This is a genomic window from Pacificibacter marinus (assembly GCF_018860505.1).
GTDB lineage: Bacteria > Pseudomonadota > Alphaproteobacteria > Rhodobacterales > Rhodobacteraceae > Celeribacter > Celeribacter marinus_B.
The window spans coordinates 1-21,414 of record NZ_JAHKPU010000046.1; the positions used below are offsets into that span (position 1 = coordinate 1).

Genomic DNA, 21,414 nt, shown 5'->3' on the forward strand with positions numbered 1-21,414 from the left:
AAACCGTGGCAAGACCAGTTCGTCTTGGTCGCAACAATGGATCGTCAACCTCTCGAAATGATCGACAGCATCTTCGGCATTCAAGCCTTCGAGATGAAAGATCCGCGCCCGATCACGCAACGGTGCTGGAATAAGATCAGCATCATTTGCTGTCATGATCCAGACTACGCGGGACATATCGAAGGGCAATCGATGGAACGGGCACTCAAAACGCTGCGCTGTGCCTGCTTCAAGCAAAGGCAGCAGCGCCGTTGTCAAACTCGTTGACCGCCCACTCTCGCTCCACATTTCCCCCGCTTTATCAACTTCATCAACCACCATAACCGGATTTGCGGCATGCGAGGACAAGATGGTCTCGACGGGAATACCTGCCTGAGCTGAGCTCCAACCTTTCTCCGTCCCTGTGATCCGGAATCCGGCGCTGCCGCCGCCCACATCGATCAAACGCGAGGGCGTTCCGGCGAGTTCTGCCAGGCGCCGTGCAAAGTGCGACTTTCCGATCCCTGGCGGCCCCGCAAGGATCACAGGCGGCAGGGCAAGGCCGCACCCGCCGTTCTCGACGTGCGCAAGCATTTGATGCATCACCCATGCGGAAACATCTCGCATCCAAGGGCTTTCGGCATGGAGGTCAGCCGAGAATTGATGGACGGCGTCCTCACATGAGGGCACATTGAGTGTTGCGCCGGCACGGGCCAAGGCAATAACTTGAGCTCGGGCTTCTTTTGGCAGCGCACTCATACCTGCCTGACGCAAGCGACGAGCATGAGCATAGCCCGCAAGGTCCTTAGCCTTCTTCTCCTGTCGGTAGCCCAGCTCTTGAACACGCCCCCCAAGCTTGAGGTTTCCCTTCATACGGATCCAGGCGTGGATGAAATCCTGCTCCATATCCTCAAGGCGCGGCGTGACGAGATCGGGTGACACAACGACAAAACTGTTAGCTTGACGCTTATCCATGACCGCCCCCCGCTCGATACCGATGGGCGCGGCGCGATGCGGTCCCGATACTGATGATCTTGTTGGTTGCCGAGAGTTTGTGTTGGATGGACATGGTTTTGGTCTCCTTTGGTTGAATAACCGGGAGGGCCACGGGCAAATGCCCGGCCATGATGGCGTCAGTGCTGTTGGAAAAATGACAGAAGTGACCGGCCCCCGGGGTGGGGTTCAAATGGCGCGTATTGCGCCCTGAATATGCCGAATACTGTAAGTCATGATGGACACCGATAGGCCACATCTGCGGTCTGTGTCAACTATCCGCCGGATCAGCGGTCACCTAATGGAGTGCGGCGAAAATAAATAAATTGGGATTCATTATTTCTCGACCACCCAAGAAGACCCTCTCTTAGAAGCCGAACAGGGCACAACCGCCTCACCACATTGCAACACCATTCTTGAACACTCGGGAGAGCCAAAGCCGACGCAGCTGCGCATAATGCAGGCCGCGAGGCTCCCGGAGACACTAAATCACGACAAGCCTCTAGCTTTAAACGATAAATTTGGCTCATAAAAATAAGCCCCGTCAAGAGAATTAACTCTTGACGGGGCTTGCGCATGCTATTGCTTGCTTTTTCTGCCTTCTGCCTCACGCCACATCTAGCCGCATTTGGAATGGCCACAAGACGAACAGGTCATGCATCCTTCGACCATGCGCAATGTGTATTGACCGCAAGATGAGCACGCTTTGCCTTTGGGTTTGCCTTGGCCAGCATCCATCGCCACGACTTCGGCGTGTGGATCAGTTTTAAGGCCCATGCCTTCGCCTTCGATAAAGCCCGTCTCGATGAGGTGCGTTTCGATCACGCCGCCGATAGCCGCCAAAATCGATGGGATGTATTTGCCCTGAATCCAAGCGCCTCCGCGTGGGTCAAACACCGCTTTGAGTTCTTCCACCACGAAAGACACATCGCCGCCACGGCGGAACACGGCAGAAATCATCCGTGTCAAAGCCACAGTCCACGCGAAGTGTTCCATGTTTTTCGAGTTGATGAAAATCTCGAACGGCCGGCGATGACCACCGTGAATCGTGTCGTTGATTGTCACGTAAATTGCGTGTTCTGAGTCAGGCCACTTCAGTTTGTACGTGTTGCCCTCAAGTTGCTGCGGACGCTCAAGCGGTTCTGCCAAATACACGACTTCTGCGCCGTTTTCCACTTCTGGCGTTTTTTCAGACGTCTCAGACACGGACAAAACAGACCCCGTCACATCATTTGGACGGTATGTTGTGCAGCCTTTACAGCCTTGATCCCAAGCGGCCATGTAGACCTCTTTGAAATCGTCAAAGGAAATGTCTTCTGGGCAGTTGATGGTTTTGGAAATCGAGCTGTCGACCCATTTTTGCGCTGCCGCCTGCATGCGCACGTGATCAAGCGGCGCAAGCGTTTGCGCGTTGACGAAATGCTCAGGCAGTTCCGCGTCAGCACCGAATTTTTCACGGTACATTTTGACAGCGTAATCAACGACTTCTTCTTCGGTGCGCGATCCGTCTTTTTGCAAAACTTTGCGAGTATAGGCATAGGCAAACACAGGCTCGATGCCGGATGACACATTGCCCGCGTACAATGAAATCGTACCTGTTGGCGCGATAGACGTCAGCAAAGCATTGCGAATGCCGTGTTCTGCGATCGCGTCTTTGACGTCTTGGTCCATGTCGATAAGCGACCCAGAGGCCAAGTATTTATCTTTGTCAAAGAGCGGGAAAGCGCCCTTTTCTTTCGCAAGCAATGCAGAGCCCATGTAGGACGCGCGGGCGATCATTTTGAGCCATTTTTCACAGGTCGCCGCCGCCTCGACAGAGCCGTAACGTTGACCAACCATCAGCAAAGCATCCGCCAAACCAGTCACACCAAGACCGATACGACGCTTGGCTTGCGCTTCTTGGCGCTGTGCCTCAAGTGGGAAACGAGACGCATCCACCACATTGTCCATCATCCGCACAGCTGTGCCGACGAGATCATATAGGGCGTCCTCATCCATCTCGGCCCCCGCCTCAAACGGGTCTTTGACCAAAGTTGCCAAGTTGATCGACCCAAGCAAACATGCACCGTAAGGCGGCAAAGGTTGCTCACCACAGGGGTTGGTCGCTGCAATGGTTTCAACGTAGTTCAAGTTATTGAGCTTGTTGATGCGGTCGATAAAAATCACACCAGGTTCGGCGTATTCATAGGTGCCTTTCATGATCTTATTCCAAAGATCTTGCGCATCGACTGTGTGATAAATTTTGCCATCGAATTTCAAATCCCACGACCCATTGGCTTTCACAGCTTCCATGAAATCATCGGTGATCAATACGGACAGGTTGAACATGCGCAAACGTGCGGAATCTTGTTTGGCTTCAATGAATTGCAACACATCGGGGTGGTCGCAACGCATGGTCGCCATCATCGCACCACGACGCGAGCCTGCGGACATGATCGTGCGGCACATCGCGTCCCACACATCCATGAATGACAATGGACCAGAGGCATCAGCCGCCACACCAGACACGCCTGCGCCTTTAGGGCGAATCGTCGAGAAATCGTAACCAATGCCGCCGCCTTGTTGCATGGTCAGCGCCGCTTCTTTGAGCATATCAAAGATGCCGCCCATTGAATCTGGTACAGTGCCCATAACGAAACAATTGAACAAAGTCACAGCGCGTCCAGTGCCCGCGCCGGCCAAAATGCGGCCTGCTGGCAGGTACTTAAACCCTTCCAACGCATCGTAGAATTTTGCTTCCCAAGCCTCGGAATCTTTTTCAACCGCGGCCAAAGCCCGCGCAACGCGGCGCCAGCTGTCTTCGACGCTTTGGTCAACGACAGTCCCATCTGCGTCTTTCAAACGGTATTTCATGTCCCAGATTTGTTCAGCGATGGGGGCAGCAAAGCGCGTCATATGGTCGGTCCGATCTTGTGCGAGTCGTTGTTGGAAGGCCTGTGATTTACCCTAGCCCCATGCTAAGAGCAACACGTCGCCGAGCGAAAACAGCTAAATAATCACTACACCTAGGGGTACATCGTGCCAGAACACATACATCTTGTAAAACTCTGTGTGGGAATCGACAGCTTTGATGATCTCGATAGGCACATTTCCGCAACATCGGGCGATACCACGGGTCACGTAACGCGGATGCGACCCAAGCAAGAAGCACAGCTGTTAAACGGTGGCTCGCTGTATTGGGTGATCAAAGGCGTTATTCAAGCGCGACAAGAGGTCTTGGCCCTTGATGAATACAACGGCGGTGATGGCATCAAACGTTGTCGTATTGTGTTGGCCAAGCCCTTGATCCGTACACAAAATGCCCCCCGTCGCGCGTTTCAAGGCTGGCGCTACCTCAAACCCGAAGACGCACCTGCCGATATGCCAAAGGGACGCGAACACGAAGACGAGCTGCCAACAGAATTGGCACAAACCTTAGCGGACCTTGGCCTGTTCTAAGGTCTGTTTTAAACCAATCACCCACCCAAAACTGTCAGGCGCGCTTTCGTCAGTCACCCAAGTCCAGCTTTTGCTTCAATTCAAACATGGTCGCACGATCCGCGTCAGACCATGGCGCCGTGCGACTTTTAAACAAAGTCGCCTGAGATTTGTGCACTGGTTCACACGTCAAAATTTTAAGATGGTTCGCTCGCAGGGTTTCCCCTGTCGACGTGATGTCCGCCACAACTTCGGCGGTTAGATTTTTCACTGTGCCCTCAGTCGCGCCTTGAGAATCCACCAGCTGATAATCAGCCACGCCATTGGCTTTCAAAAACTCGTGCACGAGGTGGTGATACTTGGTCGCAATGCGCAGGCGAAATCCGTGACGCTTGCGAAATGCCGAAGCTGCGGCATCCAGATCATCCAGATTATCCACATCAACCCAAGCTTTTGGCACAGCAATAATCAAGTCTGCGTGGCCAAAGCCCATGACTGACAGTTCACCAATTTTAGTGTCCCAGCCTACAAGTTTGTCACGCACCAAATCCGACCCAGTCACACCCAAATGGATGCGCCCAGCGGCCAGTTCACGTGGGATTTCCGAGGCAGAAAGCAACACAAGCTCAACCCCATCAATGCCTTCGACAGCGCCAGAATATTCGCGCTCTGCACCGGTTTGTTTCAGCGTGATCCCACGTGCAGCAAACCAATCAAAGGTTTTGTCCATCAAGCGACCTTTGGACGGGATACCAAGTTTGATGGTCATAATGCACCCTCCTGAACAGCCAAAATCATCGCGGGTCGCATCACGCCCCCCACTGCCGGAATAGACCGCCCATGCCCCAGCACCGAGGTCAAAGCATCATAACGTCCCCCCGTGGCCACGGGGGGCAGATCAGCACGGCCCTCGGCGTAGAACCCGAAGACAAATCCATCGTAATATTCCATCGATGTACGACCATAAGCCGTCTCAAACTCAAGATTTTCAACATCAACACCGCGCGCATCCAATGCATCGACACGGGCGCGCAATTGATTCACTGCGGGTAAGATCGCGTCCATATCCACCGCGATATCACGCAAGGCTGACAAAACGTGAGGCACGGTTTCTTTGAGGGACAAAATATCGTTAAGCAGTTCAATTTCGCTAGAAGATATTGAGGGTTCAGCCGCATCTGTCGACAGCGCCATAACCCGATCCAAAATTTCGGTTTCCGTCCGCAATCCGATCGCTGGTGCATTGTTGGCTGCCATATTGGCGCGCACGCGTGCAAAGTTTTCTTCGCGCATCTCGGCGCCTTTTACTGAATATCGGTTCATCAACGCGCGAAAACGGCGCGGACGCCAAATATGGCGCAGCAAAGCATTGCGACGGGTTTCGGTGGTTTTAAGGCCGCGCACAGCAGCCATCAAAATTCCGATATCTCCGGTCGCAGCACGCAAACCTAGCGGCGATAGAATGTCAGAGAAAGCCGCGAACACTTCAGCATCGGCAGCCGCAGGATTGCTGCCGTCAAACACCTCATAGCCGACTTGAATGTATTCAGCAGCGCGATCCAATAGATCGTCTTGCTTGCGAAACACTTCGCCTGCGTAGGTATAGCGCGCAGGATCCGCGCCGCTGTCCATATGCGTTTGCACCACAGGCACGGTGAAATCGGGGCGTAACATCATTTCGCCACGCGCGGGGTCATTGGTCACATAAGCGCGGTGACGAATGTCTTCGCCGTAGAGATCAAGTAACACTTCCGCAGGCAGCAAAATATCGGTTTCGACATCGACAGCACCTAGCCCTTCAAAATAAGTTTTAAGGCGCGCAGCTTCTGCCCGAACACGGGACTTTGGCATCGTTTTCAACGGCATTAGGAATACATCTCGATGATTTCACGGACCTTGGCGATCATGTCGCCGCGCGGCACTTCGTATTGCGAGGGACGTTCTTTCCATTCTTCAAGCGTGGCATTTTCTGCCAGTTTTGCGCCCAAGATCAGGTCTTTGATTTGAATGACATCGCGCTCTTGCTCGTCACCGCCTTGGATGATCGCCACAGGGCTCATCCGTTTGTCAGCGTATTTCAACTGGTTGCCAAAGTTCTTGGGATTGCCCAAGTAAACCTCAGCGCGAATACCTGCATCGCGCAACTCAGACACCATCTGCATGTAGTCGCCCATACGCGCTTTATCCATCACCGTAACCACAACAGGCCCAGCAGGTGCATCATTCATTCGGCCTTTGGCGCGTAACGCTGCCAAAAGGCGATCAACTCCGATCGAGACACCTGTGGCAGGTACTTCTTGGCCCGTAAAGCGTTTAACCAGATCATCATAACGACCGCCGCCAGCAACAGAACCAAAGTCCCGCACGCGGCCTTTTTCGTCCTCAATTTGGAACGTCAACTCGGCCTCGTAGACAGGTCCCGTGTAGTATCCAAGACCACGCACAACAGACGGATCGATCACGATGCGATCCGCGCCATAGCCCTGCCCCGCAAGAAGGTCTGCGATCTGGCGCAATTCATCAACACCTGTCACACCCGTTTGCGAGCCTTCAACCAATGTTGCAAGCCGCGCAATGGTGCCTGCGTTGTCGTCTTGGCGACCATTTACAAAACCCAAGATCAGCTCGACCTGCGCGCGCTCAAGTCCCGCGCCTTCGGTGAAATCGCCACTGTCATCTTTGCGACCATCCGTGAGCAGCGCCATGACGCCTGCGTCGCCGAACTTGTCGTGTTTGTCGATTGTGCGCAGAACGATGCCGCGCACAGAGGCAAATTCGTCTGTATCAGGCAAGCCAGCGGCCTCCAGTACACCATCAAGCACCTTACGGTTGTTCACGCGGATGATGTAATCCCCACGCGGAATACCGACCTTTTCCAAAGTATCTGCCAACATCGAACAAATCTCGGCATCGGCGGCCACGCTTGGTGCACCAACGGTGTCTGCATCGCATTGATAGAACTGACGGAACCGACCGGGTCCAGGTTTTTCATTGCGCCACACAGGGCCCATCGCGAAACGGCGGTAAGGCGACGGCAAATCATTGCGGTATTGCGCCGCAACGCGTGCAAGCGGCGCGGTCATATCATAGCGCAAGGCCATCCAATCGCCGGGCTTTTCAAGATCCGCATCCTCTTGCCACGCGAACACGCCCTCGTTCGGGCGGTCTACGTCGGGCAAGAATTTTCCCAAGGCCTCAACCGTTTCAACAGCCGAGGTTTCCAGCGCCTCAAACCCGTACAAATGATACACTTCGGCAATCTGATCGAGCATCGCTTTGCGCTCGCTCACTTCTACGCCAAAGTAATCACGAAAGCCCTTTGGCGTGATCGCCTTGGGGCGCGGGGTCTTTTTGGGCTTTGCCATGGGGCAGCTCCTGAGGTCTCACGGCGCAGCGTTCGGTGCTGCACTTGTGGTTGCACTTGCGCGCGGCATAGCCCAAGGGGGGGATCAGAGCAAGCAATTGGCGCGAATTGGGGATGAAATCGCTGATGATTTCACCTAAGTTACACAATGTTCAAACCCATGATCCTCAAAGGACGACACAGATGACTGAGCACGTAAGCGATACAGACGCATCCGAGATCCGCATGATGGCGCTCGAGGAACAGGTCGCGCATTTGACCAAAACCGTCGAGGAACTGTCAGATGTCGTTGCGCGCCAAGAGCAGGTGATCGAGGTTTCTACCCGTCGTTTGGCCATGTTGATGCAACGAGAGGCAGGCCGCGAAGCAGATGGCGGCGGCACCGTGGCCTTGGCCGATCAACGCCCGCCGCATTGGTAAGCCCATTGGCGGTTCTCAGACCCTATCGCAGCTCTTTGGTTTCCATTTTTCCGTCATGCAGTAACAGCTCAAGCCAACCTTTGGCATCGCCAAACTGTTTATAAACGGAAACAAACGCCATATGCTTTTCAAGTTTATCCACTTTGCCTGACGGGCATGGGGTATTGCGCCCAACGCTGCAAACTTTTGATTTTATAGTCTCATAACTGTTGTCAGCCTTGGACCAAGACACTTTCGAGCGCGCTTTAGAATAGCGATGGACTTCGTGCAGACTAGGTGAGCCAAACAAGATCAATGCGGCGGTCACTTGACGCGCACAGCCATCACTAAACCCCGTAATAAACTGCGTACGCGGGGCGGTGCTGGAGGGATCTGTATCGAAAATTTGCCAAGTGGGTGCCCCTGAACTGGGGAACTGGTCCACCCGTTTGCCCATATCCTTTGGGCGCGCTTCGCAAGAAATACCAACAGTTCCAAAAGGCAAAACCTCGCCGACTGCGACTGTCGAATGCGATTTATTGGCCTTTGTTGATCCACCTTTGGGCTTTAAAAAGCCGAATAATGGCTTTCTAGGTAAAGCTTGTGTGTCGGGGGCCGTTTCAGGTGCAATCACCGTCTCTGTCTGTGGGAGGGCGTCAGTTGAATCATCCGGCGCAAGGCTCGGCGCTTCATTTAAATCTTGCGGCGTATCCGGTACAGGGGCCCTAAGCGCTGCCTGCGTCACATCATCTGTGGCCTTGGGTTTCAAAAACCCGAACAAACCACCCAGCCCCGATTTAACCGGCGTTGTGGTCTCAAGAATAGGATCGGTGCCTTGCGATTGAGGCGCATTCTCTGCGACTGTTATCGCATCTGGTTTCGCGCCTTCATCTGTGGCCGACGCCCCATCCACAACCTCGATATCCGTTCCAGCCAGAACCGCGGGTGCGGGTTGCGGCTTAGGCTTTAAAAACCCCAGAAAGCTTTTTTTCTCAGGTTCCGCATCGGTTTGCACCGCCAGTGCGGCCTGTTCAAAAGCCGCAGCTAAATCGGTTTCGACAGTAGAATCATCTACCGCAACAAGTGGTTTGCTTTCGACACTGATTTGCACAGCAGGCAAGCTCATTTGACACGCTGGCAACACCAGAACGACTGCGACAGCCCCCAATACCCGCATCAATAATCCTCCACCATCACAACCCCATCCAGCGACTTAATTGCGCCTTTAATTTCGGGGGTTATATGGAATGGCTGATCAACGTCAATGTCCACCTCGCCAGGCAGACCATCGCCCATCAAGCAAAAACTGATCATACCTTTGGGGCGGGTTTTGGCCTCAGCGGTCACACGGGTTAACAAATCGTTCACGGTGCTAACCGCGTTCACTTCGTCACAAAAAATCTTAAGCCCCGCCGCACCGGCATCTGCCACCACAGTTTCCATCACAGCGACAGAACGAATCGTCGGGTCAAATTGTCCGTCGTTGAACTTGGCTTCCAAGGTGGCCACAACTTTATCCGTCTGCTCGAACACAGCACGCGCCGCCATCAAATCCTCGACTTTGCGCGCGAACATGGCGATGCCTGAAATCTGTCCGGTGCTGTCCGAAATATTCATCCGGAAATAACGATTGCCCTTGGACGACTTCATCTCGCGGAAACCCGACACCATGACGCCAACCTGCACCACAGCTGCACCGTCACGCTGCGCTTGGGCTTCAGCTTCGGCGATGGTTTTGACTTTTTTGCGCTTGAGTGCTGCGGCGTAGTCATCAAGTGGGTGACCCGACAAAAAGAACCCGATGGCTTTTTGTTCTTCCATCAGACGTTCCGATGACACCCAATCATTGACCGGCGACAGGCGCGGCTCTGGCAGATCATCGCCCGCTTCGCCAAACAAAGATACTTGGTTGGACGCTTTTTGTTCGTGGATCGCAGCCGAATATTGCACCAGACCATCCAGACTATCGAACACACGACGACGATTGCTATCAAGCTGGTCAAAGGCGCCAGCCCGCGCCAACATTTCCAGCGGGCGCTTCCCGACCCGTTTGATGTCAACACGGCGCGCGAAATCGAACAGCGTCACAAAATCTTTGCCGCCTTCAACGCGCGCATCCACGATCAATTGCATCGCATCGCCACCGACATTTTTCAAAGCGCCCAGCGCGTAGACCAGCTTTTGATCCACCACATCAAAGGTCGCCAAAGAGCGATTGATGCACGGCGGAATGATCTCGACACCCAAACCACGCTTCACCTCTTCGGCGAAGACGGACAGCTTATCAGTCAGATGGATATCGCAGTTCATCACACCGGCCATGAACTCAACCGGATGGTTCGCTTTCAACCAGCCCGTTTGGTAGGACACAACCGCATAGGCCGCCGCGTGGGATTTGTTAAACCCGTAGTTGGCGAATTTTTCCAACAGATCGAAAACCTCAGAGGCTTTCTTCTTGGGGACGCCATTCTCAGCTGCCCCTGCCTCGAACTTAGGCCGCTCTGCGTCCATCGCCTCTTTGATCTTTTTACCCATCGCACGACGCAACAAATCCGCACCGCCAAGAGAATACCCCGCCATGACCTGTGCGATCTGCATCACCTGTTCTTGGTAGACGATGATGCCTTGAGTTTCGGCTAGAATATGGTCAATCGATGGGTGAACAGATTCCAGTTCCTTAGTGCCGTTTTTCACCTCGCAGTAGGTTGGGATGTTTTCCATCGGACCCGGACGATAAAGCGCCACAAGCGCCACGACATCTTCGATACAGGTGGGCTTCATCTGGCGCAGCGCAGACATCATGCCAGAACTTTCCACCTGAAACACAGCTACGGTTTTGGCGTCAGAATAGAGCTTATAGGTTTTCTCATCATCCAGCGGAATCAAGTTGATTTGGTTTTCACCCCCCTCAGCAGGCTCATAAAGCGTGTTGCCGGCGGCATCGATATGAAGTGGACGACCGTTTTTGAAAATCAGGTTCATCGCAGATTGGATGACGGTCAGAGTTTTCAGACCCAAAAAGTCAAATTTGACCAACCCAGCTTGCTCGACCCATTTCATATTGAACTGAGTGGCCGGCATATCAGAGCGCGGGTCTTGATAAAGCGGCACCAATTGATCTGTGGGTCGGTCCGCGATCACAACCCCCGCTGCGTGGGTTGACGCATTACGCAGCAAGCCTTCGACCTGTTGCCCATATGTGAGCAAGCGATCCACAACCTCTTCGTTTTTCGCCTCTTCGCGCAAGCGCGGTTCGTCCTTAAGCGCCTGTTCAATCGAGACAGGCTTGACGCCCTCGACGGGAATCAATTTCGACAGGCGATCCACCTGCCCGTATGGCATCTGCAACACACGGCCAATATCGCGCACAGCGGCTTTTGACAAAAGCGCACCGAACGTGATGATCTGGCCGACTTTGTCGCGACCGTATTTTTCTTGCACATAGCGGATCACCTCTTCGCGGCGATCCATACAAAAGTCGATATCGAAATCGGGCATGGACACACGTTCAGGGTTCAAGAACCGCTCGAACAGCAAAGAATAGCGCAATGGATCAAGGTCTGTGATCAGCAGCGCATAAGCCACAAGCGACCCCGCACCAGAGCCACGACCCGGTCCAACAGGAATGCCCTGATCTTTCGCCCATTTGATAAAGTCCGCAACGATCAAGAAATACCCAGGAAAGCCCATGCCTTCGATGATTTTTAGCTCAAAATCCAAGCGGGCTTCGTATTCGGACACCTCAACCGCATGCGGAATAATCGCCAAGCGATTGCGCAGGCCCTCTTCGGCCTGACGGCGCAATTCGGCGACCTCGTCATCGGCAAACTTCGGCAAGATCGGATCACGTTTGTAGGTTTTGAACGCACAGCGTTTGGCGATCTCGACCGTGTTTTCAATCGCCTCTGGCAAATCGGCAAACAGGGCTGCCATTTCAGCAGGGCTTTTAAAATAATGCTGCGGCGTCAAACGGCGGCGCGGCTCAGATTGATCCACATAAGCGCCAGCACCGATACAAATCAGCGCATCATGGGCCTCAAACATTTCTGTTTTCGGGAAATACACATCATTGGTTGCTACAAGCGGAATGTCCATCGCATAGGCTGTTTCCACGAACCACTGCTCTGTCGCCAATTCACCCAGCGTATATTGACCATTCTCGCCCAGATGGCGTTGCAATTCCATGTACAAGCGATCACCAAAAACCGCCTTCAAGCGATCAACCAACGTCTTTGCCTTTGGCAACTGGCTGGATTGGATCAACTGTCCCAAAGGACCATCAGCACCGCCCGTCAGGCAAATCAAACCACCTGAATATTGCTCAAGCTCGTCTAGCGTGACTTGCGGCAACTGGTCTTTGTTGTCGACATACAAACAGGAATTGAGCTTCATCAGATGCTCATACCCCGTCTCGTTTTTGGCCAATAAAACAACGGGCGCAGGGGCACGTGGTTGCTCACCGGGTGCAGGCGCATCGAAGGCTACATCCACCTGACAGCCAACGATAGGCTGCACCCCTGCACCCGACGCATATTCGGAAAACTCCAACGCACAAAACAGATTGTTGGTGTCTGTAACGGCGACGGCAGGCATCCCCATTTCAGCGACCATGCCGCTGAGTTTTTTCAACCGCAATGCGCCTTCTAAAAGCGAATATTCGGTATGGGTACGCAAATGGATAAATGTGGGTGTGCTCATTTGGGCAAGCTACATGAAGCAGACGGGCGGGGCCAAGCGTAAAATCACCCTCGTGACATTCTGCCTTTCGCTCATTATTTGACCAAAAGGACAATCATTGGGCAAAATGTTTAACCGAATCCCTTGCAAAAAGACCAAAGCGCACGTTTGCTGTACAAAAGAGCCGCATTTTCCGCCGCATCGGATGCGCTTCATATCAAAAGAAAGCGGCAGGTCGACCACATGGAGATCACTTTCAACCTCAACGGGACGCGTGTGACCACATCGCAAAACGCGACGGACACATTGCTGGACTACTTGCGCGAAACGCGCAAACTGACAGGCACCAAAGAAGGCTGTAACGAGGGCGACTGCGGAGCTTGCACAGTGATTGTGGAAGATGAAGCTGGACCAACAGCCCTGAACGCCTGTATTTTGCTTATGCCACAACTGCACGGCAAATCCATCACAACGGTTGAGGGGCTTGCCCCCAAAGGCGCATTGCATCCAGTGCAACAAGCGATGATCAATGAGCACGGGTCACAATGTGGGTTTTGCACCCCCGGTATCGTGATGTCTTTGGCCGCGGCGCACGCTGCGGGTGATACGGATATTGAGGATGCATTGGCGGGAAATTTGTGTCGTTGCACAGGCTATGCGCCCATTTTGCGCGCGGCTGAGAAAGCGGCACAAATCGCTCCTGCCCCGAAACCTCAGTCTGTGCCGCTTGATGTTCCTGCCTTGGCAGAACGACCCGAAACGGTTGACGAATTGGCCGCTGTTTACGCGATGCACCCCAACGCGACCTTGATTGCAGGCGCGACAGACGTGGGCCTATGGGTGACGAAGCAATTGCGCAGCTTAGACGAGGTGATTTTTCTTGGCGGCGTGCGTGATCTAAAAGGCGTCAGCGAAACCCCCGAAGCCTATGTGATTGGCGCCATGACCCCAATCGCAGACTTAGGTCCGCTGTTCGCGCAATCTTGCCCCTCTTTATCTGAAATGTTTCGCCGGTTTTCATCGAAACAAGTGCGCGCAGCGGCGACTCTTGGCGGCAATATCGCCAACGGATCGCCCATCGGTGACAGCCCGCCCCCCTTGATCGCTTTGGGGGCCAGCGTCACCTTGCGCTGTGGTGAAGACAGTCGCACGACTGCGTTGGAAGATTTCTTTATTGAATATGGCAAACAAGACCGTGCCGCATCTGAGTTTGTAACCCATATCACAGTGCCCAAAGCTGGCTTAACTGATCTGCGTGTCTACAAATTGTCCAAACGCTTTGATCAAGACATTTCCGCCGTTTGCGGCGCATTCAATATCACCGTCACAGATGGTACTGTCACCAACGCCTGCATCGCCTTTGGCGGCATGGCAGGCACGCCCAAACGTGCCACTTCTGTTGAGGCTGCTCTTATTGGTAAGCCTTGGACAAACACAACGATTGACGCTGCCTTGCCTGCCTTCGAACAAGATTATCAACCGATGACAGACATGCGCGCCTCGGCCACCTACCGCCAAACAACAGCGCAAAACATGTTAAAACGTGTCTTTGCCGAGTCTATAGGCCATACCGTATCAGTTCTGGATGTACGGGGAGACGCGTTGTGAGTGTTGGTAAGCCCCTTCCCCATGATTCCGCCCACCTGCACGTCACAGGCCAAGCGCGTTACATCGATGACATCCCAACGCCAAATGGTACATTGCATCTGGCTTTTGGCCTGTCGGACGTGGCCCATGGCGACATCACATCAATGAATTTAGACGCCGTACGCGGCGCCGATGGTGTCGTCGCAGTTTATACGGCGGATGATTTTGATCACGTGCCGGATTGTTCGCCAACTCCGTTGCAAGACGAACCCTTACTGTCCACCGGCACCGTACATTATCTTGGGCAGCCTGTGTTCTTGGTCGTCGCCACATCGCATTTGGCCGCCCGCAAAGCGGCGCGTTTGGGTGACATTACCTACGCCGAAAAGCCAGCAATCTTCAGCTATGAAGACGCGATGGCCGCCAATGCTCGTTTTGAAGACGGTCCACGGATTTATACAAAAGGCGATCCAGCCAAAGCCATTGACGCTGCTACACATGTGACACGCGGCCAAATCGATATGGGCGGACAAGAACATTTTTATCTTGAAGGCCAAGTGGCTTTGGTCACGCCGCTTGAAGGCGGTGATATGCTGGTGAATTCGTCGACTCAACACCCGACGGAAATTCAACACAAAGTCGCCCATGCTCTGCATATTCCGATGCATGCTGTGCGCGTTGAAACCCGTCGCATGGGTGGTGGATTTGGCGGCAAAGAAAGCCAAGGCAACTGGCTGGCCATTGCTTGCGCGATTGCAGCGCGCGACACCGGACAGCCCTGCAAAATGCGCTATGACCGCGATGACGATATGATGGTCACCGGCAAACGCCACGATTTTCGCATTTCCTATACTGTCGGCTATGACGACACGGGTAAAATCGCAGGGATCGAGTTTGTGCAAATGACACGCTGCGGCTGGTCGATCGATCTTAGCATTCCTGTGGCCGATCGCGCGATGCTACACGCTGATAATGCGTACCTGTTAGAACATGCGCGGATTGAGAGCCACCGCTTGCGCACCAACACCCAAAGCGCCACAGCCTATCGCGGGTTTGGCGGACCGCAGGGCGTGTTGGGAATCGAACGTGTCATGGATCATATCGCCGCCGACTTGGCCCTTGATCCTGCCGAGGTGCGCCGCGCCAATTACTACGCCGATATGGGCGACGAGCCGCAGAGCGGACAAACCACGCCATATGGTATGCCTGTCACCGATGGGATCATGCACGCCCTGTCCGCCAAGCTTTTGGCGGATGCAAACTATAAGGCGCGCTGCGATGCGGTTCGCGCTTGGAATAATGCAAACCCAATCGTGAAAAAAGGCATCGGGATTTCTCCCATCAAATTCGGCATTTCATTCACGCTCACCCATCTGAACCAAGCGGGCGCTTTGGTGCATGTCTACCAAGACGGCTCGATCCAACTCAATCACGGCGGCACGGAAATGGGCCAAGGACTGTTCCAAAAGGTCGCGCAAGTCGCGGCCAGTGAGTTTGGCGTCAGCATGGACGCGATCAAAATCACCGCGACAGATACAGCCAAGGTGCCCAATACGTCCGCCACAGCGGCCTCATCGGGGGCGGACCTCAACGGCATGGCGGTGAAGGCTGCTTGCACCACAATCCGCACGCGCATGTCAGAGTTTCTAAAAGACTACTACGGCGTCGATACAGTGACCTTTGCCGCAAATATGGTCACGGCAGGTGAGCATAGTTTGACTTTTAGTGATGCAGCACAACTTGCCTATCAAAACCGGATCAGCCTGTCGTCTACCGGATTTTACAAGACGCCAGATATCGTATGGGATCGGATCAAAGGCACGGGCCGCCCGTTCTATTACTTCGCTTATGGCATGGCCGTGACCGAGGTTGTTCTTGATACCTTAACCGGCGAAAACCGTATTTTGCGCACGGATATTTTGCACGACGCAGGCGCCTCATTGAACCCAATTTTGGACACCGGCCAGATTGAAGGCGGCTATGTGCAAGGCGCAGGCTGGCTCACCACTGAAGAACTGATTTGGGACGCATCAGGTCGTCTGCGCACCCATGCGCCCTCGACCTATAAAATCCCCACAGCTTCAGACGCGCCAGATGTGTTCAACGTCAGCCTTTGGGATGCTCCAAACCCTGAGAAAACCGTCTATCGATCCAAAGCTGTGGGTGAACCCCCGTTCAACCTTGGAATTTCGGCACTTTTGGCACTCTCAAACGCAGTCAGTTCTTGTGGGCCGTCCTACCCTGCCCTTAACGCCCCAGCCACGCCCGAGGAACTGTTGAACGCCATTTCGCGAGCCCGCGCATGAGCTTTGATCGACACGCATTAGAGCGGGCCATCGCCGCGCACGGACCGGTCGCACGCATTGTTGTGGCGGAAGTCAAAGGGTCAGCACCGCGTGAAGTTGGCGCTTCGATGTTAGTGTGGACAGGCCCAAATGGGCTTGAACAATCGGGCACGATTGGCGGCGGCACCTTGGAATTTGAGGCGATGAAATCAGCGTTTTCAGCGCCACGCTTGCAACGCATTCCGCTGGGCCCAAACTTGGGGCAGTGTTGTGGCGGTGCTGTCACGCTGTTGACCGAAGTGTTCGAAACCGCCGATAACATTCCAACTGACGTCTACGCGCGTGGGCCAAATATAATGCCTATGGCTGTGCAAAAGGCACTCAAAGGGGTCCGTCGCGAGGGGATCACATCACCGCGCTTGATCCAAGACTGGATGATCGAACCTGTCAGTCCGCTGATGCGCCCCATTTGGCTGTGGGGTGCGGGTCATGTGGGACGCGCCATTGCAAATGTTTTAGCCCCCTTGCCGCAGTTTTCTCTGACGTGGATCGATACTCATGCAGATCGTTTTCCCGTTGTTTTGCCGGCACGCACAGAGCAGCTTATCGCTACCAATCCAGCCCATTTGGTCACCCATGCACCCACGGATGCCGAGCATTTGGTGCTGACCTACTCCCATGCGCTCGACTTAGAGTTGTGCCACCAAATTTTATCGCATCCCTTTGCCTTTGCTGGTCTCATTGGGTCCGACACCAAATGGGCACGCTTTCGATCTCGCCTTAAGGATTTGGGTCACACAGCCGCTCAAATAGACCGCATATGCTGCCCAATTGGGCAACCAAAGCTTGGTAAACACCCACAGGCCATTGCGGTTGGGGTTGCGGCAAGTCTAATCTCAGCAGGTGAGCAGATCGAGACACTCAAAACACATACTGGGGGCGTGTAAGTGACGGAACTTCTTAAACTGCAAGGGTTGACCAAAGCCTACCCTGGAGTCATCGCCAATGATGATGTAGGGTTCTCGATTGCCAAAGGTGAAGTCCATGCGCTTTTGGGCGAAAATGGCGCGGGAAAGTCCACTTTGGTCAAGATGATTTATGGTCTAACGAAACCTGACAGCGGCACGATGACGCTACATGGTGCCAGCTATGTGCCCACATCGCCCCAAGCCGCACGCGCTGCTGGTGTTGCGATGGTGTTTCAGCATTTCTCGCTGTTTGAAGCCTTGAACGTCGCGGAAAACGTTGCACTCGGGATGGAAAACCCACCCAAGATGAAAGACCTGGCCAAATCGATCCGCGATGTGTCGCATGCCTATGGCTTGCCGCTGGACCCTGATCGCACCGTGGGCGATCTGTCCGCAGGGGAACGCCAGCGCGTTGAGATTATTCGCTGCCTGTTGCAAGACCCCAAGTTGTTGATAATGGATGAACCGACATCTGTTTTGACCCCGCAAGAGGTCGAAATTCTGTTCAAGACCTTGCGCCAATTGCAATCTGAAGGCACCTCGATCTTATACATTTCGCACAAGCTAGAAGAAATTCGCAGCCTGTGTGACGGGGCCACGATTTTGCGTCTGGGCAAAGTCGTCGGCACCTGTGATCCGCGCGCCACCAGTGCGCGTGACATGGCTGAACTGATGGTCGGCGAAACACTGCATATTCCGACCCGCGACGCCAAAGCAAGTGGCGCGGAGCTACTCGCGATCAAAGACTTGAACTATGCCCCAAAAAATCCCTTTGGCACGCGATTGAAAAACCTGTCATTGACTGTGCACGCAGGCGAAGTTTTGGGCATCGGCGGCGTGGCGGGTAATGGCCAAGACGAACTTTTGTCGATGCTATCTGGTGAGGCGCGCGCCCAAACAGGGACCGTGGCGCTTGAAGGCAAAGAGATCGGTAAACTTGGTCCAAATGCACGCCGTACTCTTGGGCTATTGGCAGCGCCAGAAGAACGTTTGGGGCACGCAGCCGCGCCCAATATGAGCCTGATCGAGAACACAGCGCTCACCGCGATCATTCGCAAAGACCTGAGCAAGAACAGCTTTATCAATTGGACCAAGACCGAAAGTTTTGCCAAAGACATCATTGCAACTTTTGATGTGCGCACCCCAAGTGCAACGGCTGCGGCACGGTCTTTGTCGGGCGGCAACCTACAAAAATTCGTCATTGGCCGCGAGGTGATGCAAGACCCCAAAGTGCTTGTGGTCAACCAACCGACTTGGGGTGTCGATGCCTCGGCTGCGGCCAGTATTCGCCAAGCTTTACTGGATTTGGCAGCAAGTGGCGCGGCGGTGATTTGTATTTCGCAAGATTTGGATGAGCTCATGGAAATCTCCGACCATTTCGCAGCGCTAAACGAGGGACGTCTCAGCACGCCACGTGCTGCCAAAGGGTTAAGCATCGACGAAATTGGCCTGATGATGGGTGGCAGCGACACCGTAAGCGACACACAGACCACTGAAGGAGTGCCTGCATGATTTCTTTGGTCAAACGCCCGCAACCTTCCAAAGCATGGGTTGTCGCAACGCCAATACTTGCCGTGATCGTCACGATGATTTTGGGCGGACTGTTATTTGCAGCCATGGGCAAAGATCCCTTTGTTGCGATCCGTACGATCTTTTGGGACCCGCTCTTTAACCCTGATTTTGCAGCCTATTCTCGCCCACAATTATTGGTCAAAGCGGCCCCGTTGATTTTGATCGCGATTGGATTGTCCCTTGGGTTCAAAGCTGGCATCTGGAACATCGGCGCGGAAGGCCAATATATCATCGGCGCGATCACAGGTGCTTCTGTAGGTCTCGCATTTTACCCGATGGAAGCCTGGTTCATATTTCCGCTGATGATAATCGCGGGCGCTTTGGGTGGTTTTCTTTGGGGGTTAATTCCCGCTTTGTGCAAAACGAAATTCAATGCCCCCGAGATTTTAGTCTCGTTGATGTTGGTCTATTTCGCCGAGCAAATCATGATCGCCGTCTCGCTTGGCGCCTTGCGCAACCCCGAAGGCAACGGCTTTCCCGGATCGCGCAACTTGGCGCAATATGCGTCCTCAGCCAACCCCGAACTGATCGCAGGCACAGGCGCGCATTGGGGCGTTATGGCCGCTTTTGCTGCGGTGGTTGCGGCTTATGTTTTGCTCAGCAAACACATGCTTGGGTTTCAAATTCGCGTCACAGGTGAAAGCCCGCGCGCCGCGGGGTTTGCCGGTATCAACGCCAATCGTTTGATCATCTTTTGCCTTGGCACATCCGGCGCTTTAGCAGGACTTGCTGGACTGTTTGAGGTCACGGGGCCGGCGGGTCAAATCACCACATCCTTCAACACGGGCTACGGTTTCACCGCCATCATCGTTGCCTTTTTAGGGCGTCTGAACCCGATTGGCATTTTACTGGCAGGGCTCTTGCTGGCGCTGACATTCATCGGCGGAGAACTGGCCCAATTCATGTTGTCGCTGCCGTCAGCGTCGATCCAAGTGTTCCAAGGGATGCTGTTGATGACGCTTTTGGCCATGGATATTTTCGTGAACTACAAAGTCATCTGGCGCAAAAAGGAGGCCGTGTAATGGATCTCGGATCAATCTCACTGGTCGCGTTTTTCGCATCACTGATGGTCGCCTCCACGCCAATCTTATTGGCTGCTTTGGGCGAAATGATCACGGAGCGCGCGGGCGTGCTGAACCTCGGCGTTGAGGGCATGATGATCATCGGCGCGATCTGCGGCTTTGCGGTCGCAGTGGAAAGCGGATCGGCCGCCATGGGATTTATTGGCGCAGCCGTAGGAGGCGCGCTGCTCTCGATGCTCTTCGCGCTTTTGACCCAGTTTTTATATGCAACTCAAGTGCCAAGTGGCTTGGCTTTGACTCTCGTGGGCGTGGGGCTCGCGTCCTTTATCGGACAGCCCTATGTGGGCGAAAGCCCGCCCGCGGTCGCCAAGATGGCGATCCCTGTTCTGGAGCATATCCCATTTTTCGGGCCGGCAGTGTTCCAACATGATGCGATGGTCTATATTTCGATCCTGCTCACCATCGCCATCTGGGCGTTTTTAAAATTCACCCGTGGCGGATTGATTTTGCGTGCTGTGGGCGAAAACCACGATGCGGCCCATGCCTTGGGTTACAAAGTACGCTTGGTCCGCGTCATGGCGATTGGATTTGGTGGGGCCTTGGCAGGATTGGGTGGGGCCTATATTTCGCTGATACGCGTGCCACAATGGACGGACGGAATCACCGCTGGCATTGGCTGGATCGCGCTGGCGATTGTTGTCTTTGCCTCATGGAAACCGGGGCGTGTTTTGTTCGGCGCTTACCTGTTCGGGGGATTGACGGCTTTGCAGTTGAACTTGCAAGCGGCAAACGTGCCTTTGTTGTTGGTGCTGCCATATTTGGTGATGCTGTCTGGCGTGATATATCTTGCGATTGCCGTAGCGGCAGGCTCGTGGAAAAAAACCTTGGATGTTAAACCAACACTCAAGACATTTGCGCAATTCATTGGCACAGGGCTTGTGTTGTTATTGATCGGCGTTCTGACCAACTATGCGTCTAGTCTTGATCTATTGCTGTTGTCGTCTGCGCCTTTTGTGGCGACGATTGTTGTTTTGGTTGTGATTTCTGCCCGCAGCAAAGGGGCCTCAAACGGGCCTGCTATGCTGGGTAAAATATTTCAGGCCCACTAAGGTCTGGGACTTAAATGAGCCGCAAGGCTTGTATTTCAAAGG

Annotated in this window: 16 protein-coding genes; 9 read left to right on the top strand and 7 right to left on the bottom strand. The window is 54.0% G+C overall.

Going from position 1 to position 21,414, the window contains the following annotated elements; genetic code table 11:
• Both KO503_RS16290 and KO503_RS16295 read right to left on the bottom strand, forming a co-directional pair.
• Nucleotides 1-954: AAA family ATPase (locus KO503_RS16290; protein ID WP_215992615.1), on the bottom strand; the 954-nt coding region annotated here is incomplete at its 3' end.
• 636 nt (nt 955-1,590) lie between these two features.
• On the bottom strand, nt 1,591-3,867 hold the full coding sequence (locus tag KO503_RS16295; protein WP_215992616.1) for an adenosylcobalamin-dependent ribonucleoside-diphosphate reductase: 2,277 nt from the start codon (nt 3,865-3,867) through the stop codon (nt 1,591-1,593).
• Between the two features lie 123 nt (nt 3,868-3,990).
• Between KO503_RS16295 and KO503_RS16300 the strand changes: the two genes are divergently transcribed.
• On the top strand, nt 3,991-4,410 hold the full coding sequence (locus KO503_RS16300; protein WP_215992617.1) for a DUF1489 family protein: 420 nt from the start codon (nt 3,991-3,993) through the stop codon (nt 4,408-4,410).
• Nucleotides 4,411-4,459: 49 nt separating this feature from the next.
• Here the strand turns inward: KO503_RS16300 and hisG are convergent, their stop codons facing one another.
• The 3 genes from hisG to hisS are packed head-to-tail and all read right to left on the bottom strand — an operon-like array spanning nt 4,460 to nt 7,754.
• Complete coding sequence (hisG, locus tag KO503_RS16305; RefSeq protein ID WP_215992618.1) at nt 4,460-5,158, bottom strand: ATP phosphoribosyltransferase; 699 nt, start codon at nt 5,156-5,158, stop codon at nt 4,460-4,462.
• Nucleotides 5,155-6,255, bottom strand: a complete 1,101-nt coding sequence (locus KO503_RS16310) for an ATP phosphoribosyltransferase regulatory subunit (protein ID WP_215992619.1) — start codon at nt 6,253-6,255, stop codon at nt 5,155-5,157. Before KO503_RS16310 ends, hisG begins: the two co-directional genes overlap by 4 nt.
• On the bottom strand, nt 6,255-7,754 hold the full coding sequence (gene hisS / locus KO503_RS16315) for a histidine--tRNA ligase (protein ID WP_215992620.1): 1,500 nt from the start codon (nt 7,752-7,754) through the stop codon (nt 6,255-6,257). The genes KO503_RS16310 and hisS overlap by 1 nt, the downstream gene beginning before the upstream one ends.
• Here hisS and KO503_RS16320 point away from each other — a divergent pair.
• Together KO503_RS16320 and KO503_RS16325 are read left to right on the top strand one after the other, a co-directional pair.
• Nucleotides 7,753-7,893, top strand: coding sequence for a hypothetical protein (locus KO503_RS16320; RefSeq protein WP_215992621.1), 141 nt, complete (start codon nt 7,753-7,755; stop codon nt 7,891-7,893). The two genes, hisS and KO503_RS16320, sit on opposite strands and share 2 nt — an antisense overlap.
• An 85-nt stretch (nt 7,894-7,978) precedes the next feature.
• On the top strand, nt 7,979-8,173 hold the full coding sequence (locus KO503_RS16325; RefSeq protein ID WP_215942562.1) for a SlyX family protein: 195 nt from the start codon (nt 7,979-7,981) through the stop codon (nt 8,171-8,173).
• A 22-nt stretch (nt 8,174-8,195) separates the two neighbouring features.
• Here the strand turns inward: KO503_RS16325 and KO503_RS16330 are convergent, their stop codons facing one another.
• Nucleotides 8,196-9,329 (bottom strand): hypothetical protein, encoded by a 1,134-nt coding sequence (locus KO503_RS16330; RefSeq protein ID WP_215992622.1) that lies wholly within the window; start codon nt 9,327-9,329, stop codon nt 8,196-8,198.
• Entirely contained in the window at nt 9,329-12,850 is a 3,522-nt protein-coding gene (gene dnaE / locus KO503_RS16335; RefSeq protein WP_215992623.1) for a DNA polymerase III subunit alpha, read from the bottom strand. The genes KO503_RS16330 and dnaE overlap by 1 nt, the downstream gene beginning before the upstream one ends.
• A 222-nt stretch (nt 12,851-13,072) precedes the next feature.
• Here dnaE and KO503_RS16340 point away from each other — a divergent pair, with 222 nt between their 5' ends.
• The 6 genes from KO503_RS16340 to KO503_RS16365 are packed head-to-tail and all read left to right on the top strand — an operon-like array spanning nt 13,073 to nt 21,372.
• Nucleotides 13,073-14,437 carry a xanthine dehydrogenase small subunit gene (locus tag KO503_RS16340; RefSeq protein ID WP_215992624.1) on the top strand — a complete coding sequence of 455 codons (1,365 nt, stop codon included), beginning with the start codon at nt 13,073-13,075 and terminating at the stop codon, nt 14,435-14,437.
• On the top strand, nt 14,434-16,722 hold the full coding sequence (gene xdhB / locus KO503_RS16345) for a xanthine dehydrogenase molybdopterin binding subunit (protein WP_215992625.1): 2,289 nt from the start codon (nt 14,434-14,436) through the stop codon (nt 16,720-16,722). Before KO503_RS16340 ends, xdhB begins: the two co-directional genes overlap by 4 nt.
• Nucleotides 16,719-17,648, top strand: coding sequence for a xanthine dehydrogenase accessory protein XdhC (gene xdhC, locus KO503_RS16350; protein ID WP_215992626.1), 930 nt, complete (start codon nt 16,719-16,721; stop codon nt 17,646-17,648). Before xdhB ends, xdhC begins: the two co-directional genes overlap by 4 nt.
• Complete coding sequence (locus tag KO503_RS16355; RefSeq protein WP_215992627.1) at nt 17,649-19,181, top strand: ABC transporter ATP-binding protein; 1,533 nt, start codon at nt 17,649-17,651, stop codon at nt 19,179-19,181.
• Nucleotides 19,178-20,263, top strand: coding sequence for an ABC transporter permease (locus KO503_RS16360; protein ID WP_215992628.1), 1,086 nt, complete (start codon nt 19,178-19,180; stop codon nt 20,261-20,263). The genes KO503_RS16355 and KO503_RS16360 overlap by 4 nt, the downstream gene beginning before the upstream one ends.
• Entirely contained in the window at nt 20,263-21,372 is a 1,110-nt protein-coding gene (locus tag KO503_RS16365; protein ID WP_215992629.1) for an ABC transporter permease, read from the top strand. Before KO503_RS16360 ends, KO503_RS16365 begins: the two co-directional genes overlap by 1 nt.
• Nucleotides 21,373-21,414 lie beyond the last annotated feature (42 nt).

Bases quoted from the DNA above. Each gene is read 5' to 3' on its own strand.
- KO503_RS16295 (WP_215992616.1), bottom strand. From the start codon at position 3,867: ATGACGCGCTTTGCTGCCCCCATCGCTGAACAAATCTGGGACATGAAA.
- hisG (WP_215992618.1), bottom strand. From the start codon at position 5,158: ATGACCATCAAACTTGGTATCCCGTCCAAAGGTCGCTTGATGGACAAA.
- KO503_RS16310 (WP_215992619.1), bottom strand. From the start codon at position 6,255: ATGCCGTTGAAAACGATGCCAAAGTCCCGTGTTCGGGCAGAAGCTGCG.
- KO503_RS16320 (WP_215992621.1), top strand. From the start codon at position 7,753: ATGGGGCAGCTCCTGAGGTCTCACGGCGCAGCGTTCGGTGCTGCACTT.
- hisS (WP_215992620.1), bottom strand. From the start codon at position 7,754: ATGGCAAAGCCCAAAAAGACCCCGCGCCCCAAGGCGATCACGCCAAAG.
- KO503_RS16325 (WP_215942562.1), top strand. From the start codon at position 7,979: ATGATGGCGCTCGAGGAACAGGTCGCGCATTTGACCAAAACCGTCGAG.
- KO503_RS16330 (WP_215992622.1), bottom strand. From the start codon at position 9,329: ATGCGGGTATTGGGGGCTGTCGCAGTCGTTCTGGTGTTGCCAGCGTGT.
- dnaE (WP_215992623.1), bottom strand. From the start codon at position 12,850: ATGAGCACACCCACATTTATCCATTTGCGTACCCATACCGAATATTCG.
- KO503_RS16340 (WP_215992624.1), top strand. From the start codon at position 13,073: ATGGAGATCACTTTCAACCTCAACGGGACGCGTGTGACCACATCGCAA.
- xdhC (WP_215992626.1), top strand. From the start codon at position 16,719: ATGAGCTTTGATCGACACGCATTAGAGCGGGCCATCGCCGCGCACGGA.
- KO503_RS16360 (WP_215992628.1), top strand. From the start codon at position 19,178: ATGATTTCTTTGGTCAAACGCCCGCAACCTTCCAAAGCATGGGTTGTC.
- KO503_RS16365 (WP_215992629.1), top strand. From the start codon at position 20,263: ATGGATCTCGGATCAATCTCACTGGTCGCGTTTTTCGCATCACTGATG.